The organism is Streptomyces sp. 378 (assembly GCF_030124145.1).
In the GTDB taxonomy this organism is placed as follows: Bacteria; Actinomycetota; Actinomycetes; order Streptomycetales; family Streptomycetaceae; genus Streptomyces.
In genome coordinates this window covers 1-24440 of record NZ_JASKMS010000029.1, presented here as the reverse complement: position 1 = coordinate 24440, position 24440 = coordinate 1, and the positions used below count along the sequence as shown (strand labels likewise).

Annotated in this window: 26 protein-coding genes and 3 pseudogenes; 16 read left to right on the top strand and 13 right to left on the bottom strand. The window is 71.5% G+C overall.

The annotated features are described in order from the left end of the window. The first annotated feature begins 396 nt into the window (after positions 1-396). Positions 397-1692, top strand: a complete 1296-nt coding sequence (locus tag QNO09_RS30725) for an extracellular catalytic domain type 1 short-chain-length polyhydroxyalkanoate depolymerase (protein ID WP_283973582.1) — start codon at positions 397-399, stop codon at positions 1690-1692. Positions 1693-1726: 34 nt separating this feature from the next. On the opposite strand, the gene QNO09_RS30720 is transcribed toward QNO09_RS30725, so the two are convergent. Then, entirely contained in the window at positions 1727-2806 is a 1080-nt protein-coding gene (locus QNO09_RS30720) for an NADH:flavin oxidoreductase/NADH oxidase (protein WP_283973523.1), read from the bottom strand. 117 nt (positions 2807-2923) lie between these two features. Between QNO09_RS30720 and QNO09_RS30715 the strand changes: the two genes are divergently transcribed. Then, positions 2924-3274, top strand: coding sequence for an ArsR/SmtB family transcription factor (locus QNO09_RS30715; RefSeq protein WP_283973522.1), 351 nt, complete (start codon positions 2924-2926; stop codon positions 3272-3274). 99 nt (positions 3275-3373) lie between these two features. On the opposite strand, the gene QNO09_RS30710 is transcribed toward QNO09_RS30715, so the two are convergent. Further along, positions 3374-4720, bottom strand: a complete 1347-nt coding sequence (locus QNO09_RS30710) for an FAD-dependent oxidoreductase (protein WP_283973521.1) — start codon at positions 4718-4720, stop codon at positions 3374-3376. Positions 4721-4929: 209 nt separating this feature from the next. Here QNO09_RS30710 and QNO09_RS30705 point away from each other — a divergent pair, with 209 nt between their 5' ends. Then, on the top strand, positions 4930-5385 hold the full coding sequence (locus QNO09_RS30705) for a DUF6214 family protein (protein WP_283973520.1): 456 nt from the start codon (positions 4930-4932) through the stop codon (positions 5383-5385). A gap of 28 nt (positions 5386-5413) precedes the next feature. Here QNO09_RS30705 and QNO09_RS30700 read toward each other — a convergent pair whose 3' ends face one another. After that, entirely contained in the window at positions 5414-6070 is a 657-nt protein-coding gene (locus tag QNO09_RS30700; protein WP_283973519.1) for a DUF305 domain-containing protein, read from the bottom strand. A 190-nt stretch (positions 6071-6260) separates the two neighbouring features. Here QNO09_RS30700 and QNO09_RS30695 point away from each other — a divergent pair, with 190 nt between their 5' ends. Then, positions 6261-7763, top strand: coding sequence for an LVIVD repeat-containing protein (locus tag QNO09_RS30695; protein WP_283973518.1), 1503 nt, complete (start codon positions 6261-6263; stop codon positions 7761-7763). Here QNO09_RS30695 and QNO09_RS30690 read toward each other — a convergent pair. The 5 genes from QNO09_RS30690 to QNO09_RS30670 all read right to left on the bottom strand — a co-directional run bounded on the left by QNO09_RS30690 (position 7751) and on the right by QNO09_RS30670 (position 11808). Beyond that, the gene (locus tag QNO09_RS30690; RefSeq protein ID WP_283973517.1) at positions 7751-8437 is read right to left on the bottom strand and encodes a TetR/AcrR family transcriptional regulator; all 687 of its coding nucleotides are present in this window, start codon (positions 8435-8437) and stop codon (positions 7751-7753) included. The genes QNO09_RS30695 and QNO09_RS30690 overlap by 13 nt on opposite strands. A 200-nt stretch (positions 8438-8637) precedes the next feature. Continuing rightward, positions 8638-9327 carry an HAD family hydrolase gene (locus tag QNO09_RS30685; protein ID WP_283973516.1) on the bottom strand — a complete coding sequence of 230 codons (690 nt, stop codon included), beginning with the start codon at positions 9325-9327 and terminating at the stop codon, positions 8638-8640. Between the two features lie 71 nt (positions 9328-9398). Next, complete coding sequence (locus QNO09_RS30680; protein ID WP_283973515.1) at positions 9399-10067, bottom strand: phosphatase PAP2 family protein; 669 nt, start codon at positions 10065-10067, stop codon at positions 9399-9401. 166 nt (positions 10068-10233) lie between these two features. Next, positions 10234-11169 carry a M56 family metallopeptidase gene (locus tag QNO09_RS30675; protein WP_283973514.1) on the bottom strand — a complete coding sequence of 312 codons (936 nt, stop codon included), beginning with the start codon at positions 11167-11169 and terminating at the stop codon, positions 10234-10236. Between the two features lie 99 nt (positions 11170-11268). Then, complete coding sequence (locus QNO09_RS30670; protein WP_283973513.1) at positions 11269-11808, bottom strand: DUF5134 domain-containing protein; 540 nt, start codon at positions 11806-11808, stop codon at positions 11269-11271. 123 nt (positions 11809-11931) lie between these two features. Here QNO09_RS30670 and QNO09_RS30665 point away from each other — a divergent pair. Beyond that, positions 11932-12138 (top strand): annotated as a pseudogene (locus QNO09_RS30665) (FUSC family protein); the annotation flags it as partial. Positions 12139-12488: 350 nt separating this feature from the next. Beyond that, complete coding sequence (locus tag QNO09_RS30660; RefSeq protein WP_283973581.1) at positions 12489-12968, top strand: MarR family winged helix-turn-helix transcriptional regulator; 480 nt, start codon at positions 12489-12491, stop codon at positions 12966-12968. A gap of 95 nt (positions 12969-13063) precedes the next feature. Here QNO09_RS30660 and QNO09_RS30655 read toward each other — a convergent pair whose 3' ends face one another. Both QNO09_RS30655 and QNO09_RS30650 read right to left on the bottom strand, forming a co-directional pair. Beyond that, positions 13064-13825 (bottom strand): VOC family protein, encoded by a 762-nt coding sequence (locus QNO09_RS30655; RefSeq protein WP_283973512.1) that lies wholly within the window; start codon positions 13823-13825, stop codon positions 13064-13066. A gap of 160 nt (positions 13826-13985) precedes the next feature. After that, entirely contained in the window at positions 13986-14378 is a 393-nt protein-coding gene (locus QNO09_RS30650; protein WP_283973511.1) for a VOC family protein, read from the bottom strand. A 72-nt stretch (positions 14379-14450) separates the two neighbouring features. Between QNO09_RS30650 and QNO09_RS30645 the strand changes: the two genes are divergently transcribed. Continuing rightward, positions 14451-14990: a GNAT family N-acetyltransferase gene (locus tag QNO09_RS30645; protein WP_283973510.1), complete on the top strand. Its 540-nt coding sequence runs from the start codon at positions 14451-14453 to the stop codon at positions 14988-14990. Positions 14991-15115: 125 nt separating this feature from the next. Here QNO09_RS30645 and QNO09_RS30640 read toward each other — a convergent pair whose 3' ends face one another. Beyond that, positions 15116-15799 carry a glycerophosphodiester phosphodiesterase gene (locus QNO09_RS30640; protein ID WP_283973509.1) on the bottom strand — a complete coding sequence of 228 codons (684 nt, stop codon included), beginning with the start codon at positions 15797-15799 and terminating at the stop codon, positions 15116-15118. Between the two features lie 249 nt (positions 15800-16048). On the opposite strand from QNO09_RS30640, the gene QNO09_RS30635 reads away from it, so the two are divergent. The 5 genes from QNO09_RS30635 (at position 16049) to QNO09_RS30615 (ending at position 20654) form a co-directional block, all read left to right on the top strand. Then, positions 16049-17446, top strand: coding sequence for a DUF6421 family protein (locus tag QNO09_RS30635; protein WP_283973508.1), 1398 nt, complete (start codon positions 16049-16051; stop codon positions 17444-17446). Then, positions 17443-18237 carry an SDR family NAD(P)-dependent oxidoreductase gene (locus QNO09_RS30630; protein ID WP_283973507.1) on the top strand — a complete coding sequence of 265 codons (795 nt, stop codon included), beginning with the start codon at positions 17443-17445 and terminating at the stop codon, positions 18235-18237. Before QNO09_RS30635 ends, QNO09_RS30630 begins: the two co-directional genes overlap by 4 nt. Further along, entirely contained in the window at positions 18234-19304 is a 1071-nt protein-coding gene (locus QNO09_RS30625) for a threonine aldolase family protein (RefSeq protein ID WP_283973506.1), read from the top strand. The genes QNO09_RS30630 and QNO09_RS30625 overlap by 4 nt, the downstream gene beginning before the upstream one ends. 68 nt (positions 19305-19372) lie before the next feature. Continuing rightward, positions 19373-19945 (top strand): transglutaminase domain-containing protein, encoded by a 573-nt coding sequence (locus QNO09_RS30620; RefSeq protein ID WP_283973505.1) that lies wholly within the window; start codon positions 19373-19375, stop codon positions 19943-19945. 7 nt (positions 19946-19952) lie between these two features. Next, entirely contained in the window at positions 19953-20654 is a 702-nt protein-coding gene (locus QNO09_RS30615) for a B3/B4 domain-containing protein (RefSeq protein WP_283973504.1), read from the top strand. A gap of 18 nt (positions 20655-20672) precedes the next feature. Here the strand turns inward: QNO09_RS30615 and QNO09_RS30610 are convergent, their stop codons facing one another. Both QNO09_RS30610 and QNO09_RS30605 read right to left on the bottom strand, forming a co-directional pair. Next, a complete protein-coding gene (locus QNO09_RS30610; RefSeq protein WP_283973503.1) occupies positions 20673-21401 on the bottom strand; it encodes a lysophospholipid acyltransferase family protein in 729 nt (242 codons plus the stop codon). A 187-nt stretch (positions 21402-21588) separates the two neighbouring features. After that, positions 21589-22042: pseudogene (locus tag QNO09_RS30605) on the bottom strand (DUF4395 domain-containing protein). 65 nt (positions 22043-22107) lie between these two features. On the opposite strand from QNO09_RS30605, the gene QNO09_RS30600 reads away from it, so the two are divergent. From QNO09_RS30600 to QNO09_RS30585, 4 genes and pseudogenes are all read left to right on the top strand, one after another. Then, positions 22108-22521, top strand: coding sequence for a TlpA family protein disulfide reductase (locus tag QNO09_RS30600; protein WP_283973502.1), 414 nt, complete (start codon positions 22108-22110; stop codon positions 22519-22521). Between the two features lie 83 nt (positions 22522-22604). Beyond that, positions 22605-23096, top strand: coding sequence for a flavin reductase family protein (locus QNO09_RS30595; protein WP_283973501.1), 492 nt, complete (start codon positions 22605-22607; stop codon positions 23094-23096). 218 nt (positions 23097-23314) lie between these two features. Further along, positions 23315-24103: an electron transfer flavoprotein subunit beta/FixA family protein gene (locus tag QNO09_RS30590; RefSeq protein ID WP_283973500.1), complete on the top strand. Its 789-nt coding sequence runs from the start codon at positions 23315-23317 to the stop codon at positions 24101-24103. Positions 24104-24158: 55 nt separating this feature from the next. Further along, positions 24159-24440: pseudogene (locus QNO09_RS30585) on the top strand (electron transfer flavoprotein subunit alpha/FixB family protein); the annotation flags it as partial.

The window sequence follows — 24440 nt, the reverse complement described above, 5'->3', positions numbered from 1 at the left end:
AGGGCCTTCCGGTGGTGCGCGTCCCATGGGGCTTCGTGTGCGGCTCTTCATGTACATGAATCACGTTCGTTCAGGTGACCGCTTGGTGCGGCCCAAGTGCACCCGTCCCCATCAACGGGTCACACTGCTGAACGGAACGTAGAGGGCAAGCGCTTTCTAGTCAACGCCTCGCGCAAAATGTGTTCGGCCGTCCCGGCGACGGCGGCAGCGGCGTGGGAGCGCTTCCATAGGAACCATGTCCATGCCACCATGCCGAACGGATGCCGCCCTCCCCGCCTCGGCGGACCGACTTCTTCGCTGAACAGCCCGTACGACGTCCTGCGCACCGCACCCAACGGAAGGGACCCGGACGTGTATGCCACCCCCCACCCCGCGCCGAGGAGACCCCTGCGGTCGATCCTCCTCGCGCTCGTCGCCGCGCTGCTGCCGTTGCTCGCGGCCTCCGCGCTCACCGCGCCCGCGGCGGCCGCGGGCGAGCCCGCCCGCGCCTCCGCCCGCCAGCGGGCCGTACCCGCCGCGGCCCTCACCGAGGTCACGAACTTCGGCACCAACCCGAGTAACCTGCGCATGTACCTGTACGTGCCGGAGAGTGTGACTCCCGAACCGGCCGTCGTGGTGGCCGTGCACTGGTGCACCGGCTCGGGCCCCGACATGTACAACGGCACCGAGTACGACACGCTGGCCGACCGGTACGGGTTCATCGTGCTCTACCCGTCCGTCACCCGCAGCAGCAAGTGCTTCGACGTCTCCTCGCCCCAGGCCCTGCGCCGCGGCGGCGGCAGCGACCCCGTCGGCATCAAGTCGATGATCGACTGGGTCACCCGCACCTATGACGCCGACACCGGCCGGATCTTCGCCACGGGCATCTCCTCCGGCGCGATGATGACGAACGTCCTGCTCGGGGACTACCCGGACGTGTTCGCGGCGGGCGCCGCCTTCTCGGGCGTCCCGTTCGGCTGCTTCGCCACCACCGACGGCTCCGAGTGGAACAGCGCCTGCTCGGGCGGCACGGTCACCCGCACCCCGAAGGAGTGGGGCGACCTGGTCCGGGGCGCGTACCCCGGCTACACGGGGCCCCGCCCGCGGATGCAGATCTGGCACGGCACCCAGGACGACGTCCTGCGCTACCCCAACTTCGGGGAACAGATCAAGCAGTGGACCGACGTGCAGGGTGTCAGCCGGACGCCCGCCACCACCGACACGCCCCAGTCCGGCTGGACCCGCACCCGTTACGGCGGCACGGGTGACCGGGCCCCCGTGGAGGCCATCAGCCTCCAGGGTGTCGGCCACAACCTGTACACCCAGGGCATGGCGTCCCGGGTGCTCACCTTCTTCGGTCTGGACGGCTCCGGCCCGGCTCCCCAGCCCCAGCCCGGCGCCTGCAAGGTGGCGGCCTCGGTGAACGCCTGGAACACCGGCCTGACCGCCACCGTGACCGTCACCAACACCGGCTCGACCACCGTCAACGGCTGGAAACTCGGCTTCACGCTGCCGGCGGGGCAGACCGTCACCGGCGGCTGGGGTGCCACGTACACGCCGTCGTCCGGGTCGGTCACCGCGACCAACGTCTCGTACAACGGCACCATCGCGCCGGGCGCGAGCGTGAGCATCGGCTACCAGGCCGGTCACGGCGGCGACAGCGCCACTCCGGCCGCGTTCACGCTCAACGGGACGGCGTGCGCGGCCGGTTGACGTACCTGCGTGAGTGCCGGACCGGACGGTCGGCTCAGACCGACCGGTGGTACTGGTCCGGCACCCGTACCTCGCCGCCGAGTTCCCGCGCGGCCAGCCGCGCCCACGAGGGGTTGCGCAGCAGCTCGCGGCCCAGCAGGACCGCGTCCGCCTCGCCGTTGGCCAGGATCTTCTCGGCCTGCTCGACGTCGGTGATGAGGCCGACCGCGGCGACCGGCAGGGCCGTCTCGTTCTTCACCCGGGCGGCGAAGGGCACCTGGTAGCCGGGGCCGGTGGGGATGCGGACACCGGAGGCGTTGCCGCCGCTGGAGACGTCCAGCAGGTCGATGCCGTGGTCCCGCAGGTCGGTGGCGAAACGGACCGTGTCGTCCGCGCTCCAGCCGCCGTCCTCGAGCCAGTCCGTCGCCGAGACGCGGAAGAACAGCGGCTTGTCGTCCGGCCAGACCTCCCGCACGGCGTCGACGACTTCGAGGGCGAAGCGGGTGCGGTTCTCGTACGAGCCGCCGTAGGCGTCGGTGCGGTGGTTGGAGTGCGGGGAGAGGAACTCGTTGATCAGGTAGCCGTGGGCGCCGTGGATCTCGGCGACCTCGAAACCGGCGTCGAGCGCGCGGCGGGCGGCTGCCGCGAACTGCTCGACGATGTCCCCGATCTGGTCGGCCGTCAGCTCGGCCGGGGCCGGGTGCCGGTCGTCGAAGGGGAGCGGGCTCGGGGCGACGGCGTCCCAGCCGTGGGCCTCCGGGCCGACCGGGGCGCCGCCCTTCCAGGGGCGCTCCGTGGAGGCCTTGCGGCCGGCGTGGGCCAGCTGGACGGCGGGAACCGTGCCGTGCGCGGCGAGGAAGCCGGTGATGCGACGGAACGCCTCGACCTGCGTGTCGTTCCAGATGCCGAGGTCGTAGGGGGAGATGCGGCCCTGCGGGGACACCGCGGTGGCCTCGACGATGATCAGCCCGGTACCGCCGGTGGCGCGGGCGGCGTAGTGCGCGAAGTGCCAGTCGGTGGGCGCCCCGGCCCGCGGGCCCTCCGGCGCCGCCGAGTACTGGCACATCGGGGGCATCCACACGCGGTTCGGGATCGTCAGCTCGCGCAGGGTGCAGGGCTCGAAGAGCGCGGTCACGGCGGACTCCATTCGTCACGGGGCCGGGTCGACTCGTACGATAGGCATCGTAGTACGGTGGATGTCAAACTACGAAGGTTCTCGTACCATGGGAGTTCCCGAGGAAGTGGAGCCGCCGTGACGTCCCCCGTCGTCAGCAGTCGTGACCTGCCGCATCCCGCGCGTGACGAGATTCGGCTGGAGGGGGTGCTGCACGCGCTCTCGGACCCGATGCGGTTGCGGATCGTGCGGGAACTCGCCGGCGCGAGCGCTGAGCTGTCCTGCTCGGACTTCGAGCTGCCGGTCACCAAGTCGACCACCACGCACCACTTCCGGGTGTTGCGGGAGAGCGGGGTGATCCGGCAGGTGTACCGGGGGACGGCCAAGATGAACGGGCTGCGGCGGGGGGAACTCGACGCGCTGTTCCCGGGGCTCATGGGTGCGCTGCTCGACGCGGCTGCCCGGCAGGACGTCCGTCTCGGTGGCTGAACCGGTCGCCGGGCACGGAAGGGCCGGGGCCTGTCGTGCCGACGCGGCCGAGTCGCGCGGTGCTCCGGCCCCGCCGCACCCGCAGAACCAACGAAAAGATCAGTGAGGAGCTCGGCCCGCCGCGGCCTCCAGCAGGGACTGCCAGTCCGGGAGCTTGACCACTCCGCGGCCCAGTGCGGCTCCCAGGTCCGCCTCCGCTCGCTCGATCGACCGCCAGCCCTCCCATTCGATCGGGTGGACGCCCTCGGCGTGCAGGAGCGGGAGCGGGTCGTCGGGGACGACCCGCAGGGCGAGCGCCGGGGCGTCCTCCAGGAGGGACGTCGCGGTCTCCTTCGCGCAGGGGCGGTTCGTACCGATGACGCCCGTGGGGCCGCGCTTGATCCAGCCCGCCACGTACTCGCCCGGGGAGGCGGCCCCCTCGCGCAGGACCCGGCCGCACAGGTTCGGGACCGTACCGGTGACCGGATCGAACGGGAGGTCCTCCAGGGGCACCCCGCGGTAGCCCACGGAGCGCAGGACCAGCTGCCCCTCGACGACCTCGTGGTGGCCCGTTCCCCTCACGCCGCCGTGGCTGTCCGGGGCCGTCCGCTCGAACCGCGCCCCGCGCACGCGGCCCTGCCCGGCGAGCAGTTCGGCCGGGCGGAGGAAGAACCGCAGGTGGATGCGGCGCGGTGCACCCGTCCGGGACGAATCTGCCCAGTCGCGCAGCACCTCCACGTTGCGGCGCTGCGGGGCGGGCAGCGCGGAGGGGTCCGCGTACCCCGGGTCCAGGGCCAGCTCCGCCGGGTCCACGACCACGTCGGTGTCCGGCAGGGTGCCCAGCTCGCGCAGTTCCTTGGTGGTGAACCGGGCCTGGGAGGGGCCCCGCCGTCCCACCATGTGGATCTCGGTCACCCGGCTTGCCCCCAGTGCGGCCAGGGCCCCCTGCGGCATGTCCGTCGGGGTGAGTTCGGCCGGTCCACGGGCCAGCATGCGCGTGACGTCGACGGCGACGTTGCCCAGGCCGATCACCACGGCCGACCGGGCGTCCCGCAGGAAACCGGCGTCCGCGGCGTCCGGGTGGGCGCTGTACCAGGACACGAACTGTGTCGCCGACCAGCTTCCCGGCAGGTCCTCACCGGGGATGCCCAGATGCCGGTCGGTGGCGGCGCCCACGCAGTACACCACCGCGTGGTAGAGCCGGCGCAGCCGCGCCACGCTCACCCCGTCGGGGCCGATCCGCACGCCGCCGAGGAACCGTACCCGGTCGTGCTCCAGCACCGCGCGCAGCTGGTTCTGCAGCGACTTGATCTTCTCGTGGTCGGGCGCCACGCCGTAACGGACGAGACCGTACGGGCACGGCAGCCGGTCCAGGACGTCGACGCACACCTCTGAGTCCAGCCGGACGAGGCTCTGGGCGGTGTAGCACCCGCTCGGGCCGGAACCTACGACGGCGACACGCAGCACGGCGGAACTCCTTACCCGGGGGATCCGGCGGATCTCGGGAGAGCGCTGACGCCTCCAGCATCCCACCGGCCGGGCTCCGCTGACAGGGTGCTGTGCGCCGGCCCGGGTGCGTGTCCGATCTGTAGGGAATGTGATCATGCGGTTACGTTCGGGATGTGCTGGAAGCCTCCTTTCTGAATCTTTCTGATCGCTCTCCGGCGGGCGACGCGGTGTCCGTGCGTCCCGCGTGGGAAGTGCGGGAGAACGAGGGCGCCACCCGGTGGTTCGAGTTCCGGCTGGTCTTCGCGGACGGCGCCCGGGTCGACGCGCTGGCCGTCGTGGGCGGCGGATGCGTCTGCGTCGAGGAGGTGCGGGCCCAGCCCGCGCTGTCCCTGGACGACCTGGCCGTGCTCGCCGACTGGATCGAGGAGTCGGTGGCCGAGGCGTGCGCCGGGTCCGGGCCCGACGGGCCCGGGGGCGAGGGGCGCCGTGCCCGGCCGGCCTGGCCGCGCGGTGCGGAGGGGCGGCGGCTGGTGGCGCAGGCGTACCGCGCCGCCCAATTGGACGGCGCCGACCCGGTCCTCGCCGTGATGGACGCGACCGGGCACAGCCGTCGCACGTCGCTCAGGCTGATCGGCCGGGCCCGGGACGAGGGCCTGCTGTCACCGCGCCGCGCCCGGCGCTGAAGGCGGTCGACGGCCCGGCCCGGGGTGATCAGAGCATGGTCCGCATCCGGGTGATCTCGCTCGTCTGCTGCGCGATCACCTCGTCGGCCATCTCCTCGACGCGGATGTTGTTGCCCTCCCCCTTCACCTCCGTGGCCATCGTGATCGCACCCTGGTGATGAGTCGTCATCAGGGTCAGGAAGAGGTGGTCGAACGCCTTGCCGTCGGCCGCGCGGAGCTTTTTCAACTGGGCCTCCGTCGCCATGCCGGGCATCGTGGCGTGCTCGTGCCGCTCGGCCTTCAGCGGCTTGCCGTACGACTTCAGCCAGCCCTTCATGGCCTCGATCTCGGGCTTCTGGCCGGCCGCGATGCGCTCGGCGATCCGCTTCACGTCCTGCGACCCGGCGCGCTCGGGGACGAGGTCGGTCATCACCAGGGCCTGGGCGTGGTGCTCGATCATCATGCGGACGTAGGAGACGTCGGCGGAGTTGGGGGAGTCGTTCTCCGAGCGCCGGTCGGCGGCCTCCTCGGCGGACAGGGTGCGGTTCGCCTCGCCCGGCTCACCCGGGGCGATCACGGCGGGCCCGTCCGCGGAGGCCGGTTCGCGGTCCGGACCGGAGTCACAGCCCCCGACCGCGAGCACGGCCAGGGCGACCAGCCCCGTCGCCGCGACGGCGGACGCCCGGGACGCACGAAGGAAGAGCACAACGACCTCCTGTGACAAGCGGGTTGGGACGCATCTCGGGTTGCGGACGATGTACTGGCACGCTTCCGCGGGTCATTGATCGGGAAACTTCATTGCGATTCTGTCGCCCTCTATTGGTATGTGCATGGCGAAGACGATACTGCGTGGTGCGTGAACCGTTCCGCAGTGAACGGAACCAGGGAGGAAAACAGTGATCCTGTTGAACGACCGCAGAACACGCCGCAGACGTCTGGGAGTTGCCACCGCGGCCGCCGGGCTGCTGGGCGCGCTCCTCACGGCGGCACCGGCAGGGGCCACCCCCGACCCGGGGGACGCGCCGCCCGCGCCGAAGAAGGTTTCCAAGAGCGCTCAGGCCGAGGTCCGTGAGGCCATCCAGAGCGGCGAGATACCCGCCCAGGACGAGATCGTCCACTCCGACAACATCCAGCACCTGGCCCACGTCCCCAAGGACGTGCTTCAGGGCACGAACTCGGACCTCGCCTTCCAGGGCAGGTACGCGTTCGCGGGCAACTACGACGGCTTCCGCATCTTCGACATCAGCAACCCCAAGGCGCCGAAGACCGTCGCCCAGGTGCTGTGCCCCGGCTCGCAGAACGACATCTCCGTCTCCGGCAACCTGCTGTTCCTGTCCACCGACTCCTCGCGCAGCGACAGCAGTTGCTCCAGCACCACCCAGCCGGTGACCGAGAAGTCCTCCTGGGAGGGCATGAAGGTCTTCGACATCAGCGACAAGCGCAACCCGAGGTACGTCGCCGCCGTCGAGACCGCGTGCGGCTCGCACACCCACACACTGGTGCCCGAGCGGCGCAACATCTACGTGTACGTCTCCTCGTACTCGCCGAACGCCGCCTACCCCGACTGCCAGCCGCCGCACGACGGCATCTCCGTCATCAAGGTGCCGCGCAAGGCTCCCGAGAAGGCGAAGGTCGTCGGCTTCCCCGTGCTGTTCCCCGGTGAGGGACCGGACGGCGGCGGCAACCCGGGCGGACCCACCAACCCGGGCGTCTCCAAGACCACCGGCTGCCACGACATCACCGTGCTGCCGTCGAAGGACCTGGCCGCGGGCGCCTGCATGGGCGACGGCATCCTGTTCTCCATCAAGGACCCGGAGCGCCCGAAGGTCATCGACCGGGTGCAGGACAACGTCAACTTCGCGTTCTGGCACTCGGCGACCTTCAACCAGAAGGCGAACAAGGTCGTCTACACCGACGAGCTGGGCGGAGGCGGCGCGGCCACCTGCAACGCGGAGGTCGGCCCGGACCGCGGTGCCGACGGCATCTACGACATCGTGGGCAAGGGCGACAAGCGCAAGCTCGTCTTCCGCAGCTACTTCAAGATCCCCCGCCACCAGGCCGACACCGAGAACTGCGTGGCCCACAACGGCTCGCTGATCCCGGTCAAGGGCAAGGACATCATGGTCCAGGCCTGGTACCAGGGCGGCGTCTCCGTCTGGGAGTTCACCGACTCGGCCAACCCGAAGGAGATCGCCTACTTCGACCGCGGCCCGCTGACCACCGACACGATCAAGTCGGGCGGTTCCTGGTCGGCGTACTACTACAACGGCCACATCTACTCGAACGAGTACGCGCGGGGCTTCGACGTCCTGAAGATCAAGGACCGGCGCACGGACCCGGCCCGCTGGGTCCACATGCGTGAGCTCAACGTGCAGACGCAGCCGGACTACTTCGACTGATCCGGCGGACCGCACTCCGGTGCGGCCCCGGTCGCGAAGAACCGCGACAGATCCTTGTCGCCCCTCCCGCCGCAGGCTTCGGTCTCCGGCGGGAGGCCCAGCCCCCAGTCGAGCCGGTAACGCTTGAACAGCTCGGCCCGCAGCACCGGCACCGGCATCGGCACTCCCGGCACCAGCGCCGCGTACACGGCGCCCATCAGCAGGGCGCGCATCATCGGGTAGTCGCTGTCGACGTCCGGTGAACCGTGCCGGACCATCGTGTCCCGCAGCAGCTCGGCCAGCCGCCGCTGCTCCGGGCACTGCATGAAGCCCTCGGCCTGCAGGATCCCCGCCATGTGCTGGCGCATCAGCACGGGCCGGTCCCTGGCCAGACCCAGGATGGCGTCGATGGCCCGGGCCATCCGCTCCCGTCCGTCCTCGGTGCGCGGCTCCCGCTCCAGCGCCTCCTCCAGCGTGCGGTGCATCAGCCGGTGCACGGCGGACTGCACCAGCTGGCGCTTGCCGGGGAAGTAGTAGGACACCAGGCCGCGGGCGGAACCCGCGCGGTCCGCGATGTCGCCGAGCGTGGTGGCGTCGTAGCCGCGCTCGCCCACCAGCTCGACCGCCGCCTGCAGGAGCCGCTCCCGGGAACGCCGCCGCAACTCTTCATTGACCGAGGCGCTACGCGGAGACATGCTGTAACTCCTGTGTTGACTGGCTGCCAGCCAACTATACTCAGGGCGTCCGGCCACGACCCGTGAGGTCTGGGCCGGCGATGCCGTCTGCCTCGGGCGACGCGGGGGATCGTCCGAGGCGGGCGAGCCATCGCCCTGGTAGTGGCCTCGGGCTACTTTCCCGTGGGGGAGTCACCCCTCATGTCGGGACCATGCGCCCCTCAGCTCACCAGATCCAGGACCGGACGCAGCCCGTCCGGCCGGTCGGCCGCCGGTAGGTGGTCCACGAAGTGCACCCCGCAACCCAGAGCGGCGGCGCCGCCGTCCGCCCTGCGATCGTCACCGACCATGAGGGTCTTGCGCGGATCGGCGCCGAGCGCCTCGCAGGCGGTGGCGAACAGCCGCGGGTCGGGCTTCTGGATGCCGTGCTCGTACGACAGGACGTACACGTCGACGTACGGGTCGAGGCCGTGCGCGCGGAAGACGGGACGCAGGTCCCAGCCGATGTTGCTGACGACCCCGACCGGGACGCCCCGCTCCCGCAGGGTGCACAGCACCTCGACGGCGTCCGGGTAAGGCGCCCACGCGGCCGGGGTCATGTGACGGTCGTACAGCGCGTCGTGCAGCGCGGGGTCGGGGAGCGGGACCTGCCGGGAGAGGCCGGTGTAGGCAGCCCGGTGCAGAGCGGCGCTCTGGTCCCGGACCGGCCAGGTGCCGGCCAGGTCCTCCGGTACCCGCGCGGGGTCACCGCCGCCCGGCAGCGCCCCGACCGACTCCAGCGCCCGTGCCGCGGAGGCCAACTCGGCCTCCGTGAGCCGGACACCGGCCCCGGCCAGGGTGCCACGCAGCCAGGAATCGGTGGACTCGACACGGAAGAGGGTCCCGGAGAAGTCGAAGAGCACGGCCGTCATGCGGCGATCCTACGAGGCCCAGCCGGGCCGCCGTGCGAAGACCGGTGATGCGGCGCCGATTTGGTCCGGCTTCAGGGGTGCCAGCTCCGGTGCGCCCACACCGCCAGGGCCACCACCGTCGTGCCCAGCAGCCAGCCGCCCAGCACGTCCGACGGCCAGTGGACGCCGAGCCAGATCCGGGTCAGCCCGACCCCGGCCACCGAGACGACGGCCACGGCCAGGGCCGAACGCCACACGGCCCGGCCGACGCCGTGCCGGTGCAGGAGCCACAGCAGCAGGCCGCACACCACCGTGGCGGTCATGGCATGGCCCGACGGGAAGGCCGAGTAGTGGGCCGAGTCGACGGGGTCGGGCCAGACCGGGCGCGGCCGGTCGACCGCCGCCTTGACGCCCTGCTGCACCAGCGTGCCCAGCGTGACGGCCAGGGCCAGCCACACCGCGGTCCAGCGCGCCGCCAGCCGCACCACCAGCCACACGACGACGGCCGCGCACAGCAGACGCATCGTCCACGGATCCCACACCCAGTCGGTGAGGATGCGGCACGCCTGGGTGAGAACCGGTTCGTCCACCGCCCAGCGGTGGGTGGTGCCGGCGATGTCACCGTCCGCCCTGATCAACGGGCTCCATCTGGCCGCGACGAGGATCAGCAGCAGCGCCGAGCACAGGGCGAGGACGCCGGCGAAACGAGCGGCGCTGTGGTTCTGCGGACGGGGCGGCGAGTCGAGGGTCGGGGTGTGCATGATGCGATCCTCGCCGAACCGGGGGGTCCGGATCCAGTACGGCGACGATCCGGCCCCGGGAGCACGCGCTTCGGCCAGGTCACAACCGCCGGAACCGGCCCGGGGGAACGCCGCGCCCGATGCCCGGCACGGCGGGAACCCCGGGACGGCCCCTGCCGCACTCCGGCTATCCCAGCGCCCGCAGCCCCGGGACGAACGCCACCAGGACCGGCACCGCGGGCACCAGCGCGGCCGCCGCCGTCAGCCGCAGGCGCCGGGCGGCGGTCAGCCGGTCCGGGGGAGTGAGCAACCGGTGCACCCGGGCCGGGACATGGGCCTGCGGTGTCGGGCAGGGGCCGAACACACCGCGGTGCTCGTTCAGTTCGACCAGGGCCAAAGCCGTGGTCAGACGGCCGAAGCGGCGCGATGCCGTGTCGTCGGCGGCGAGTTCGACCAGGCGGTGCATCTCGTCGCGGAACGCGGCGAACACCGGAACCTGCGGAAAGCCGCCGGCCAGGGCCGTGGAGCAGTTCAGCAGCCAGTCGTGCCGCGCCCGGGCATGCCCCTGCTCATGGGCGAACACGGCGTCCAGCTGCCGGCCCTTCAACCGGCGCAACGCGGCCGTGGTGACGACCAGTTGCGGGGGAGTGCCGGGCTGCCACCAGGCGTCGGGCCGCTCGCTCTCCAGGACGACGAGCCGACCCGAGACGGCCAACTCGCCCGGCAGCAGCGGAGCCCGCACGAGGAGATCGGCACGCCGCCGGCGGCGCCGCCCACGGGCCCGGCCGATCTCGTGGGCCAGCCTCGCCGCGCTCCACAGACCGCCGCCGGCCAGCGCGACCGCGAGGGTCGCCGCCCAGGGGCCCGCCGTACCGAGCGCATACGCCTCGACGACCGCGCGGGGAGCCGTCGCGAAGAGGTGCCCGCCGACCACGTGCCAGGCCGCGGCCGCGCTGAGCGTCATCGACAGCACGCAGCACACGAGGACGGCCGCCACCACGCACTGCCACATCCACAGCGCCACCACCGGCTCGCGGTCCGGCCAGTCCGCCCGGGCGAGCAGCCGCGGGGCGACGACGGCGGTGAGGGCGCCGAGCATCAGCAGCACGGCGGTGAGCATCATGAGGGCAGCCTATGAGCGCGGCCCCGCTCAGGGGTACGGCTTGTGGCACCGAAGTGACGCAGGCAACGGATCCACTGCGGCCGCCGGGGCCGGTCCCCTTCACAGCGCCAGCAGCATCGCGACCATCGCGATCCCCATCGACAGCCGGCAGGCCCGCGCCAGCTCCGGCCGGTCGCCCCACCCGGCGGGACCACCGCCTCCGGCCACGGCGGCGACCGGCACCAGGCGGACGCCGGTCAGCAGCACGTACCCGGCGAAGTAGAGCAACAGCGCCCCGGTCAGCAGCGGGACCCCCTGGCCGTGCCCGTGCCCGGGGGAGCCGGCCATGACCACGGACATGTAAGTCATCGCCACGGCCCCCACCAGGTGGTGGAGGTGGTGTGCGCCCGCCCGCGCCGCCCACAGCGCGTGCACGCCCGCCGCTCCGAACACCACCGCGTAGACGGGCCAGGTCCACGCGGGCGGCGTGAATACCGCCGTCGGCACGGCCATCGCGGCCATCCCGAAACCCATCAGCGCCTCACCGCCCGCCGCGCCGCGCTGCTCCGCCGCGCCGCTGCGCATCCGCGCCAGGCAGTAGGCGCCGGTCACCGCGCAGAGCGCCACCAGCAGCCAGCCGGACGAAGCCGGTCCGTGCACGCGCACCTCCCCGTTCGTCGGTCGGTCATTCGATGCCCGGGCCATGCGGCGCGCACGCGAGCGCAAGGATGTACACGGGGAGCATTGGACGGAGCACGGCAGGTGAGCAGTCGTACGTCACCGGCTCGCCGCGGTCTCGCCGTCGCCCTGGCCGACCTGCGGGCCACCGCCGATGCCGCCGCCGGTGAATGGTGGCAGCGCGCCATGCCCCAGAAGCGGGTCGTGCTCGCCGAGCAGGCCGGACACCGTACGCTCGCCGCGACGGCCCGACGCCAGGGACTGCTCCCGAACCGGGACCCGGCCACCGAAACGGAGGACGCACGGCCATGACGCCGACCGAAGGACCATCGCCCACGGGACCCGACGGGGGACGGGACCCGCAGCCGGTGGCGGAGGGGCAGGTGGCCGACGACAGGGCGGCGGCCGGAGGGGATCCCACCGGCGGTGCCCAGGCGGCCGGTGACGATCCGGTGGAGGGGACGCACCCGCCCGGCGGGGGGCACGCGGCCGGCGCGCACGCCACCGGGGGTGATCCCGCAGGGGGCCGGGCCGCCGAGGAAGGACCGGTGGCCGGGGGGAATCCGGCTCGCGACCCGGCGGCCGGAGCCGATCCGGGTGGCGATCCCGCAGGCGACACCGATCCGGCCGGTGGCCGCAGGGGTGACACCGTCGCCGCTGTCGTGCGGCAGTGGCGGGTCGTGCATCCCGGGCTCGACACCGGCCCGATGGAGGTCATCGGGCGGATCAACCGTTGTGCCGCCCTGCTGCAGCAGGCCGAGGACGCCCCGTTGCGCCGGGCGGGGCTCAGCAGGCCCGAGTTCGATCTGCTGGGCGCGCTGCGCCGTACCGGGCACGAGCTGACGCCCGGAGAGCTCGCCCGGGAGACCTTCTCCTCGGGGGCCGCCGTCACCAAACGCCTCAAGCAGCTGACCGAGCGCGGTCTGGTCGAACGGCGCGGCGATGCCCGTGACCGCCGGGTCGTCCACCTCCGCCTCACTGACGCCGGGCGCGACCTCGTCGACGGCATCCTGCCCGTCCAGCTCGCCTACGAGACCGCCGTGCTGTCCGGTCTCGACGGCCCCGAGCAGGGTGAACTCGCCGCTCTGCTGGGGGAGTTGCTCAGCCAGCTGGAGGGGCGCCTCGGCGTGCTGCGGCCCTGACCGGCGCGGTCAGGGCCCGGAGCACCTCGTGCGGCGCGCGGCGGTGTGTGGAGCGGCGGTCGTCGACGACCGCCCAGCGGTCGTCGTAGATGCTCTCAGGTCTCGTCGGCCGCCCGGTACACGCCGAACATCGCCCCCTGCGGGTCCCGCAGGACCGCGATGCGCGGTCCGTCGGGCACCGAGGTGGGCACCATCAATACCGTGCCGTGCCGCTGCACGACGGCCGTCGTGGCGTCCACGTCCGCCACGGCGAAGTACGGCAGCCAGTGCGCCGGCACCTCGGGCGGGAACTTGTCGTCCATCGTCACCATGCCGCCGAAGTCGGCGCCGCCGACGCCCCACTGGGTGTAGCGGTCCGACGGGGCGACGGTCCAGCCGAACACCCGCGTGTAGAAGGCGACGGCGCCCTCGGGATCCCGTGTCATCAGCTCCACCCAGCCCAGCGAGCCGGGCGCGTTGAACAGCCCGGCGCCCGGGAAGGTGCCCGCCTGCCACAGCTGGAACGCGGCACCGCCCGGATCGGCGGCCACCGCGAAACGGCCCACCTCGGACACGTCCACCGGGCCGAACAGCATCGTCCCGCCCGCCTCGGCCACCGCCCGTGCGGTGGCGTCCGCGTCGGTCACCGCGAACGACACGTTCCACCCGACCGGCTGCGACGGCTGGTACAGCGGCGCGAGCGCGGCCACGGCCGCGTCCCCGAGGTGCGCGACGGTGTAGCCACCGGTGTCCTGACGCGCGTCCGACTCGGGCCGCCAGCCGAACAGCCGGGTGTAGAACCGCCGGGCCGCGTCCAGGTCGCTGGTCCCCAGCTCGGCCCAGCAGGGGCCGCCGGTCACCGGTGCGTCGAGCTTCATGGCGTTCCTTCCACGAGCGGCGGGGACAGGGCCCCCGGGGTCCCTCCAGCACGCTAAGCCGCCGTCCGGCCTCCCTGCCATCCGGGAAAACCCACCGGTGTGCCGCTGCGGCCCGGCGCACCCCGCCGTGTCGCCCCGAGGAGCGCCGCGCCGGCCGGTCTCAGATGCCGGGCCGGTAGCGCATCGGATGGTCGGCGGGGACCTCCACCAGCACGATCGGCGTCCCGTCCGGGTCCGCGATCCACATCTCGACCAGCCCCCAGGGTTCCCGCACCGGTGGCCGGACGATCTCCACGCCCTTGGCGTGCAGCTCCTCCTGCGCCGCCGTCACGTCGTCGACCTGCAGCCACAGGCGTACGGCGGGCGCCGGGGCCGTCTCGGACCGGCCCGAGACCTCCAGGAAGCCGCCGCCCATGAAGAAGACCGTGCCGCGCTCCGGCCCCGTGCCGAACTCGCGGTACACGGCGAGGCCCAGCTGCTCACCGTAGAAGGCGCGGGACCGCTCGGGGTCGGTCGGGCGGAGCAGGATCCTGCTGCTGAGTACATGCACCATGCGGCGCAGCTTAGTGGCGGCGTTACGCTCGTCCCTGCCCGAGCCGCGTCAGGAAAACGGAGACCCGCACCGATGGAGACCGCCGCCAAGCCACTGACCTTCCGCGATGCCACCGACGCCGACGTGGACGAGCTGGTCGCGTTGATCGAGTCGGCATACCGGGGCGACGACAGCCGGGCCGGGTGGACCACCGAGGCGGACATCCTCCAGGGGCAGCGGACCGACCCGGAGGGTGTGCTGGAGATCGTCAAGGCGCCCGACAGCCGGCTCATGACCGTGGAGCGGGACGGCAGGATCGTGGCCTGCTGTCAGCTGCGGCACCAGGGAGACCACGCCTACTTCGGGATGTTCGCCGTGAGCCCCCGGCTCCAGGGCGCGGGCCTCGGCAAGGTGATCATCGCGGAGGCGGAGCGGCAGGCCCGCGAGACATGGGGCGTCAAGGAGATGCAGATGACCGTGATCTCCGTGCGCGAGGACCTCATCGCCTGGTACGAGCGGCGAGGCTACCGCCGCACGGGACGGATGGCCCCGTTCCCGTACGGCGACGAGCGCTTCGGCGTTCCACAGCGCGCCGACCTGGAGTTCGAGCTGCTGGTCAAGGAACTCGCCTAGAACCAGCCGGCCGCCAGGGGTGTCCCCCTGGGAGGGTGCTGAAGATCTTGGCCGGGCTCCCGACGCCTGGCAGCTGCACGCACCAGCCGCCGCTCGCTGATCCGGCCGAGATCTTCAGCACCCTCCTAGGCCGTGAAACGGCCCGTGCGCTTGATGTCCGGGTGGTCGGTGGTGGCGCCGTCCAGGCCGAACGCCCGGACCAGACGCAGCTGGTCCTGCGTGTTCACGACCCAGCCGATGATCTTCAGATCGGCCTTGCGGGCCCGCTCCACGATCTCCAGCGTGAGCCGGCGGATGTTCAGGCAGACGGTTTCGGCGCCGGACTGCACCGCGCGGTCGACGATGTCCGTGCCGTAGCGGCTGGCGACCAGCGCGGTGCGCACGCCCGGTACCAGGGGTTTGATCTCGGCGATCGCCTCGTCGTGGAACGAGGACACCTCCACCCGGCCGGCCAGATCTCGCCGGTTCATCACCTCGGCCAGGGCCCGCGCCGCGTGCACGTCCTTGATCTCCGCCTGGAGCGGCGTGTGGACGGCCTCCAGGACCTCCTCGAAGACCGGGACCCGCTCGCCCCGGCCCGCGTCCAGGGCCCGCAGCTCGGCGAGGGTCTTCTCGGCGATCGGCCCGGTGCCGTCGGTCGTGCGGTCCACATCAATGTCGTGCATGACGACGAGCGCGCCGTCCTTGCTCAGATGCAGGTCGAGTTCGATGACGTCGAGGCCGGCCTCCTGGGCGGCGACGAAGGACCGGAGGGTGTTCTCTGGCTCCACACCCATGACTCCGCGGTGACCGATGGTGAGGAAGTTCACGACGCGACTCTCTTCCGTCGACAGGCGGCACTGGGGGCCTGACGGCCCCCCTGACCGTATCGCCTGGACCTGCCCTGTGCAGAGAGTGAGGGCATGGTTGCCGCCCAATCGGGCAGAAGCGCGGCCGGCAGGAAAAAGTGCGGTGAAGGACCGGGTCCGGCAGGATATTTTCCCGAGGCCGCCCTTGCTGGAAGGAACCTCGTGTGTATACGGTCTGCATACGTGAGATTCTCCCGTGGAAGGTGGGACATGACGGAAATTCTTGTGCAGGTGGGTTCGGAGGAAGGTCTTCCTCCCGTGGCCAGGGTGGTGGAGCACCCGGCATGGCCCGTGCTCAAGGATGCCGTGGAGCGGATCCGTCCATGGCAGTCCAAGGACGGGTCGATCGACTTCGACGCCGAGGGCGCACCCGACCCGGCGGACGCCGAGCTCGCCGTCCGCCAGATCGCCGACGCCGTCCTGGAGCTCTCTCCGCTGCTCCCGCACGACGGGGCGTATCACGAGGCCCTGGTCAAGGATCTGACCGCGTGGGCCGACAGCGGCTTCCAGGTGCCCGACTTCCTCGACTCGCTGCTGGCCTTCCAGCCGGCCGCGCACCGCGTGGACGGCCTCCAGCACCTCGTCGTCTTCCCCATGTACACGCAGAACGGCAACCCGGACCGCAACTTCGAGGCGGTCGTGCTGCGCATGGTCTGGCCGGACTGGCTGGCCGAGCTGGAGCGCACCCGCTACGACAACCCGCTGTTCTGCGGCATCAAGTTCGAGGACTTCACGGCCGGCTACGACACCAACTCGGCCGTCCTCTTCCCCGAGACCATCGCCGTGCGCGAGGCCCCGGAACGGTTCACCTGGGGCGGCATCTTCTGCGACCGCGAGGCCGCCCGCTTCCGCCGCGTGACCGACGCCGCCGTCGACATCCTGGGCCTGGAACTGCCCGAGGACGTCGCCGCGATGGTCCACGACCAGAAACGCTGCGAGGAGGCGTTCGTCCTGTGGGACATGGTCCACGACCGCACCCACAGCCACGGCGACCTGCCCTTCGACCCGTTCATGATCAAGCAGCGCCAGCCGTTCTGGATGTACGGCCTGGAGGAGCTGCGCTGTGACCTCACCGCCTTCAAGGAGGCCGTGAAGCTGGAGGCGGACGGCGTCCCGCAGGCGCGTGACGTGCAGGTCGCGGTCCTCTTCGACCGCATGTTCCGCTTCCCGGTCACCGGCGAGCGCGTCCGCAACTACGACGGCCTCGGCGGGCAGCTCCTCTTCGCCTACCTGCACAAGCACGACGTCGTCCGCTGGACCGACAACAGGCTCACCATCGACTGGGAGCGCGCCCCGCAGGTCACCAACCAGCTGTGCGGCGAGATCGAGGACCTGTACCGCGACGGCATCGACCGCCCCAAGCTCGTCCACTGGTTCGCCGGGTACGAGCTGGTCTCCACCTACCTCTCCCCGCACCCGGGCTCGAAGTGGGCCAAGGGCCCCGACGCGCTGGACACGACGCAGCCGCCGCGCAAACTCGTCGATGACGTGCTTCCGGACGAGTTTCCGCTGAGCATGTTCTATGAGGCACTGTCCAAGAAGCTGAAGAACGTGATCGCCTCCACCAAGGGCATCACGGCGGACAGCTCCGAGCGGATCGCCGCATGAGCGATCGGCGGACCGAGAACACTGCTCAGGAGGCGAAGACCATGGCGGGGAACGGGGCGCTCAGCGGTGCGGTGATCGCGGTGGCCGGAGCGGGCGGACCCGCCGGCCGGGCCGCGCTGCTCAGGCTGGCCGAGGCGGGTGCGACCGTCATCGGCTCGGACAACGATCCGGAGCGGCTGGCGGAGGCGGTGGACGCGGCGAGCTACGCGACCGGCGGCGCCACCGTCACCGGTGACACGGTCGATCTGCTGGACCTGGGAGCCACCCGCGACTGGGCCACCCGCATCGAGAAGGACTTCGGCCACGTCGACGGTCTGGTCCACCTCGTCGGCGGCTGGCGCGGCAGTGAGACCTTCACCCGGACCAGCCTCGACGACTGGGACTTCCTGGAGATGCTGCTCGTGCGCACCGTGCAGCACACCTCCCTCGCCTTCCACGAGGCGCTGCAGCGCAGCGACCGCGGCCGGTACGTGCTGATCAGTGCCGCGGGCGCCACCAAGCCCACCGCGGGCAACGCCGCGTACGCGGCCGGCAAGGCGGCGGCCGAGGCGTGGACGCTGGCCATGGCGGACTACTTCCGCAAGGCCGGGGGTCCCGCGGGCCCGACGTCGGCTGCTGCGATCCTGGTGGTGAAGGCACTGGTCCACGACGCGATGCGCGCCGATCGACCCCACGCGAAGTTCGCGGGCTTCACCGACGTCAAGGATCTGGCCGAGGCCATCACCGAGGTCTGGGAGAAGCCCGCCGCAGAAGTGAACGGAAACCGTCTGTGGCTCACCGAGAAGCCGTGAACCCGCCGAAGACCGACGCCCGTCGCCGTCACGACCCCGAGGTCCGCGGTTTCGCCAGCGACAACTACGCCGGGGCCCACCCGGAGGTGCTCGCCGCCCTGGCCCTGGCCAACGGCGGACACCAGGTCGCGTACGGCGAGGACGTCTACACCGAGAACCTCCAGCAGGTGGTCCGCAGCCACTTCGGGCCCACGGCCGAGGCGTTCCCGGTCTTCAACGGCACCGGCGCGAACGTCGTCGCGCTCCAGGCGGTCACCGACCGCTGGGGCGCGGTGATCTGCGCCGAGAGCGCGCACATCAACGTCGACGAGTGCGGGGCCCCGGAGCGCGTCGGCGGTCTGAAGCTGCTGACCGTTCCGGCGCCCGACGGCAAGCTCACGCCCGAGCTGATCGACCGGCAGGCGTACGGCTGGGACGACGAGCACCGCGCGATGCCGCAGGTGGTCTCCATCGCCCAGGCCACCGAACTGGGCACGGTCTACACGCCGGAGGAGATACGGGCCATCTGCGAGCACGCCCACGCGCACGGCATGAAGGTGCACCTGGACGGCTCGCGGCTGGCCAACGCAGCCGCCACCCTGAACGTCCCGATGCGCACGCTCACCAACGCCGCCGGCGTCGACATCCTCTCCTTGGGCGGTACGAAGAACGGCGCCCTGTTCGGAGAGGCCGTCGTGGTCCTCAACCAGGACGCCGTCAGCCACATGAAGCACCTGCGCAAGCTGTCCATGCAGCTCGCCTCCAAGATGCGCTTCGTGTCGGTGCAGCTGGAGGCCCTGCTCGCCCGGGACCTGTGGCTGCGCAACGCCGGCCACGCCAACGAGATGGCCCAGCGCCTCGCCGAGGGCGTGCGCGCCGTGCACGGTGTGGAGATCCTCTACCCGGTGCAGGCCAACGCGGTGTTCGCCCGCCTGCCCCACGACGTGAGCGAGCGACTCCAGAAGCGGTTCCGCTTCTACTTCTGGGACGAGGCCGCGGGCGACGTCCGCTGGATGTGCGCCTTCGACACGACCGAGGAGGACGTGGACACGTTCCTGGCCGCGCTCAAGGAGGAGATGGCCCGCTAGCTGCATACGTATGCGGCGGAGCGTAAATCAATTGACGAGGAAGTGGTCCCTCCCTACGCTCTGCCTGCATGCAGCTGATCCAGCACAAGCCCTACCTCTCCGCCTACTTGGCCGCTGACGACGCGATCGACCACCACCATCCGCTCGTGCGGGAAACGGCGGCCAGGCTCGCCGATGGTGTGGCCGACTCGTATGACTATGCGCGAGCGGCCTTCGAGTTCGTACGCGACACCATCCCGCACTCGCAGGACTCCGGTGATCTCCGCGTCACCTGGCGCGCCTCCGACGTCCTGGAGCAGCGCACCGGCATCTGCTACGCCAAGGCCCACGCGCTGGCCGCCCTGCTCAGGGCCGAGGACATCCCCATCGCGCTGTGCTACCAGAAGTTCGATGTGGTGCACGGGCTGGTCGCCGTGCGGTTCAACGGCGCATGGCACCGGCAGGACCCCCGGGGCAACAAGCCCGGCGTCGACGCCCAGTTCTCCCTCCGTGGTGAGCGGCTGGCCTTCGTGCCCGACCTGGCGTCCAATGAACTGGACTATCCAGTCTTGTATGCTGCACCGCATCCGGTCGTGCTCGATGCGCTCGCGGCAGCGCGCGACCGGCCGCACCTCTGGCAGACGCTCCCCACCGCACTCTGAGGCGACCATGACGCTCACGCTGACCGTGTCCGACGACGTACGCGCTCTCGCGCCCGGTTTCACGCACATCGCGATCGAGGCGCACGGCCTCGTCGGCGGACCGAGCAACGACGCCGGTTCCGCGCTCCTCGACGACGCGACGCGTCGGCTCGCCGCGCGGCTGGACGGCCGCGCCCCGCACGAGGACCCGCACATGGACGCCTGGCGCGCGACCTACACGGCGTTCGGCTCCAAGCCGTCCCGTACCCGCAACTCCGCGGAGGCACTGGCCAAGCGAGCCCTCTCGAAAGCGGGACTGCCCCGTATCAACCTGCTCGTGGACCTCTACAACGCCGTCTCCGTGGCCCATCTGATCCCCGTCGGAGGCGAGGACATCGACCGCATCGAGGGCGGCATGCGGCTGATCCGTGCCACCGGGGAGGAGGACTTCGTGACCGTCGCCGGCGGTGAGGAGACCGTCGAGCACCCCGACGCGGGCGAGGTGGTGTGGCGCGACGACGCGGGCGTGACCTGCCGCCGGTGGAACTGGCGCCAGGGCCCGCGCACCCGGCTCACCGAGGAGACCACGTCGGGGATCTTCCTGCTGGAGAGCCTGGCCCCGATGCCGGTGGCCGAGGTGACGGCGGCCGCGGCGGAACTCGCCGAGCTGTTGGCGAAGTTCAGCCCGGGAGCGGACATCGCCGTACGCGCTCCGGAGCCCTCCGCCTGAGCCGCGGCCGGCCGGGCGTCAGTGCGCCTCGGCCTCGCGCACCTGCTCCGGCGTCGGGGCCGTTCCCCCGAGGTGGGCCGGCATCCACCAGGTGTCCTCCGGGCCCTTCGGGCGGACCGGGTAGGCGCGCTGGGCGGCTTCGAGGAGTTCCTGGACCCGCTCGCGCAGCTGGCGCGTGATGGCGCCCGCGTACTTGTCGCGGGAGGCCTCGATCGCCTCGCCCACCCGGATCGTGATGGGGATGTGGCTGCGCTTGAAGTTGCGCGGCTGGCCCTTGGTCCACAGCCGCTGCGTGCCCCACACCGCCATCGGGATCAGCGGGACCCCGGCCTCCTGGGCCAGACGCGCGGCGCCCGACTTGAAGCTCTTCAGCGTGAACGACTGCGAGATGGTCGCCTCGGGGAAGACCCCGATGATCTCGCCCGACCGCAGCGAGTCCAGGGCGTGCGCGTAGGCCGCCTCGCCCTGCTTGCGGTCCACCGGGATGTGCTTCATCCCCCGCATCAGCGGCCCGGAGATCTTGTGCCGGAAGACGGATTCCTTCGCCATGAAGCGCACGAGACGTTTCTGCGGCAGCGCCGCCAGGCCGTCGAAGACGAAGTCCAGGTAGCTGATGTGATTGCTCACCAGCACGGCGCCGCCCGAGCGAGGGATGTTCTCCGAACCCTGACAGTCGATCTTGAGGTCCCACACCTTGAACAGGGTGCGGGCGAAACCGACGACGGGACGGTAGACGAGCTCTGCCATGGGCGGGTCGGACCCCTCCTGCTCTGCCTGGGAAGGGATTCCCAGTGGAAAGTTACGCAGCCGTAGGTTTACGGCTTGTCGCAGATGGTGCCCCAAGAACGGCCGGGTAGCCAGTCCTCGTGCCCGTGGGCGGAGAGATTCTCGTCACGTCGCCCGCCGGTTCCCACCTCGTGCTTTTGCGCCCCCATTACTCCGCGTGGACCGTCATCCGCCGCACGAGCAGGTACAACGCGCAGCCCGAGCAGTACCCGAACGCCGCATTGAGGAAGGCGGCGACGAGCGCCGCGCCGGTCGCCGCGCCGGTCGCCGCGCCACCCGGTCGGCCGGGTGCCAGGGCGTGGCCCGCGAGCCCGGGCGCGGCGGACGGCAGACCCACCGCCTGGGCGCAACGCGGTGGTCCGGGTGCCTCGAACTCCGTCCACGGCCCGAGCCGTCGACGGACGGGCCCCACGGAACGGCAGGCCGTAGGGGGAGCGGCTCACTGCGCCCGCCGCGCCCAGCGGGAACGCGAGCGTCTGCCGGGCCCGTCGGCCGGACGCTCCCCGTGACCGGCACGACCGCCAGGACGGCGGCCGTGAGGGCCGCCGTCCGGAACGCGGCCCTCTCGCGTCGATGTCCGGATGTCCATGGGAAGCAGGCATCCCGCAAGGCGGTCGCGGAGCGGGGGCGGGAATCTTCGCGGTCTCGGGAACGCTTGCAGCAGGTGATGACCGGACTGGTGGTGTGCGTGCTGGTGCTCGCGGCGGCGAGCGCCCACCGAGTGCCGCAACGGCGACGGAGCGGGAGAGTGCGTGTGTACGGGCGGGACGAGGGCGAACGGCTCGATGCGGCGGAGCTGGGTGCGCCGCTCGGCGAGCGGGCCACGCTCGTGCAGTTCTCCAGTGCGTTCTGCGCGCCCTGCCGGGCGACCCGGCGGGTCCTCGGCGAGGTCGTCGCGGTGGTGCCCGGGGTGACCCACGTCGAGATCGACGCCGAGGCTCACCTGGACCTCGTGCGGCGACTGGAGATCGTCAAGACCCCGACCGTGCTGGTCCTCGACGCCGACGGACGTGTGGTGCGGCGGGCCGCGGGGCAGCCGCGCAAGGCCGATGTGATCGCCGCGCTGGGAGAGGCGGTGTGACGGGTGTGACGCCGCCAGTGAGTCATCTCCCACATCAGGGAACGAACTTGACTGCGCCTGCCATTCATCGTCAGCCTGCCCCCATGCCTGCGGACCTTCTCGCCCCGCCCGACCTCCTGCGCTCGGTCTTCCGCCGGCACGCGGCGGGAGTCGCCGTCATCACCGCCCGTGGCGAGGCGGGCCCGGTGGGCTTCACCGCCACCTCCCTGACGTCCGTTTCGGCCGAGCCGCCCCTGCTGTCCTTCGGTGTCGGCACCGGCGCCTCCAGCTGGCCCGCGATCGCGACGGCGGACCACGTCGGTGTCCACATCCTCGGCGAGCACCAGCGGGAACTGGCCGCCACCTTCGCCCGCAGCGGAGCCGACCGCTTCGCCCCGCCCACCGCCTGGCGGGAGGGGCCCGAGGGCGTCCCCGTCCTCGACGGCGTGCTCGCCTGGCTGGTGGGCCGTGTCGTCGCGCGTGTGCCCGCCGGGGACCACCGGATCGTGCTCGCCGAGGTCGTACGGGGCGACCCCTCGGGCACCGGCCGCCCTCTCCTCTACCACCAGGGGCGTTTCCAGCGTCTGCGGGACTGAGGTCGGGTCCCCCGGGCTGCGTGACCGTCGAGTTCCGGTTACGCTGCGTTGCGAAGGTCACAGTTCAAAGCGCTTGCTTAGCGGGAACGAACTGAGTGTACTGACGAGTAATATTTCGCTCGGGGCGTGGGTCGCCCCGACCGGGAACGGACGCTAGAGGCGCCTATGCTGCCTGCAAGTAGGCAGCATGGAAATGACGATGCAGTAGGAGAGCCGGCGTGAGCTTGAGGATCGTTGTCACTGTGAAGTACGTGCCCGACGCCACTGGCGACCGGCACTTCGCCGATGACCTGACCGTCGACCGGGACGACGTGGACGGTCTGCTCTCCGAACTCGACGAGTACGCGGTCGAGCAGGCGCTGCAGATCTCCGAGAACTCCGACGACGACGTGGAGATCACCGTCCTGACGGTGGGCCCCGAGGACGCCAAGGACGCCCTGCGCAAGGCGCTGTCCATGGGTGCCGACAAGGCGATCCACGTCGAGGACGACGACATCCACGGCACCGACGCCATCGGCACCTCCCTGGTCCTGGCCAAGGCGATCGAGAAGGCCGGCTACGACCTGGTGATCTCCGGTATGGCCTCCACCGACGGCACCATGGGCGTGGTGCCCGCGCTGCTCGCCGAGCGTCTGGGCGTTCCGCAGGTCACCCTGCTGTCCGAGGTGTCGGTCGAGGACGGCACGGTCAAGGGCCGCCGCGACGGCGACGCCGCCTCCGAGAGCCTTGAGGCCTCCTTGCCGGCGGTGGTGTCCGTGACCGACCAGTCGGGCGAGGCGCGTTACCCGTCCTTCAAGGGCATCATGGCGGCCAAGAAGAAGCCGGTTCAGTCCTGGGACCTGTCCGACCTCGACATCGAGGCCGAGGAGGTCGGCCTGGAGGGCGCCTACACCACGGTCGAGAATGCGGCCGAGCGTCCGGCCCGCACCGCGGGCACGATCGTCAAGGACGAGGGCGAGGGCGGCAAGCAGCTCGCTGAGTTCCTCGCGGGCCAGAAGTTCATCTAGGCCCCGCAGTCGCTGTCCGTCCCTCATCTTTCGCAAGCAGGAGAGAAGAAGTCCCATGGCTGAAGTTCTCGTCTACGTCGACCACGTGGACGGCGCCGTCCGCAAGCCCACCCTGGAGCTGCTGACCCTGGCCCGCCGCGTCGGCGAGCCGGTCGCCGTCGCGCTGGGCAACGGCGCCGGTGACACCGCCGCCGCGCTCGCCGAGCACGGCGCGGTGAAGGTCCTCACCCACGATGCCTCCGAGTACGCCGACTACCTGGTCGTGCCGAAGGTCGACGCCCTGCAGGCCGCGGTCGAGGCCGTGTCCCCGGCCGCCGTGCTGGTGCCGTCCTCCGCC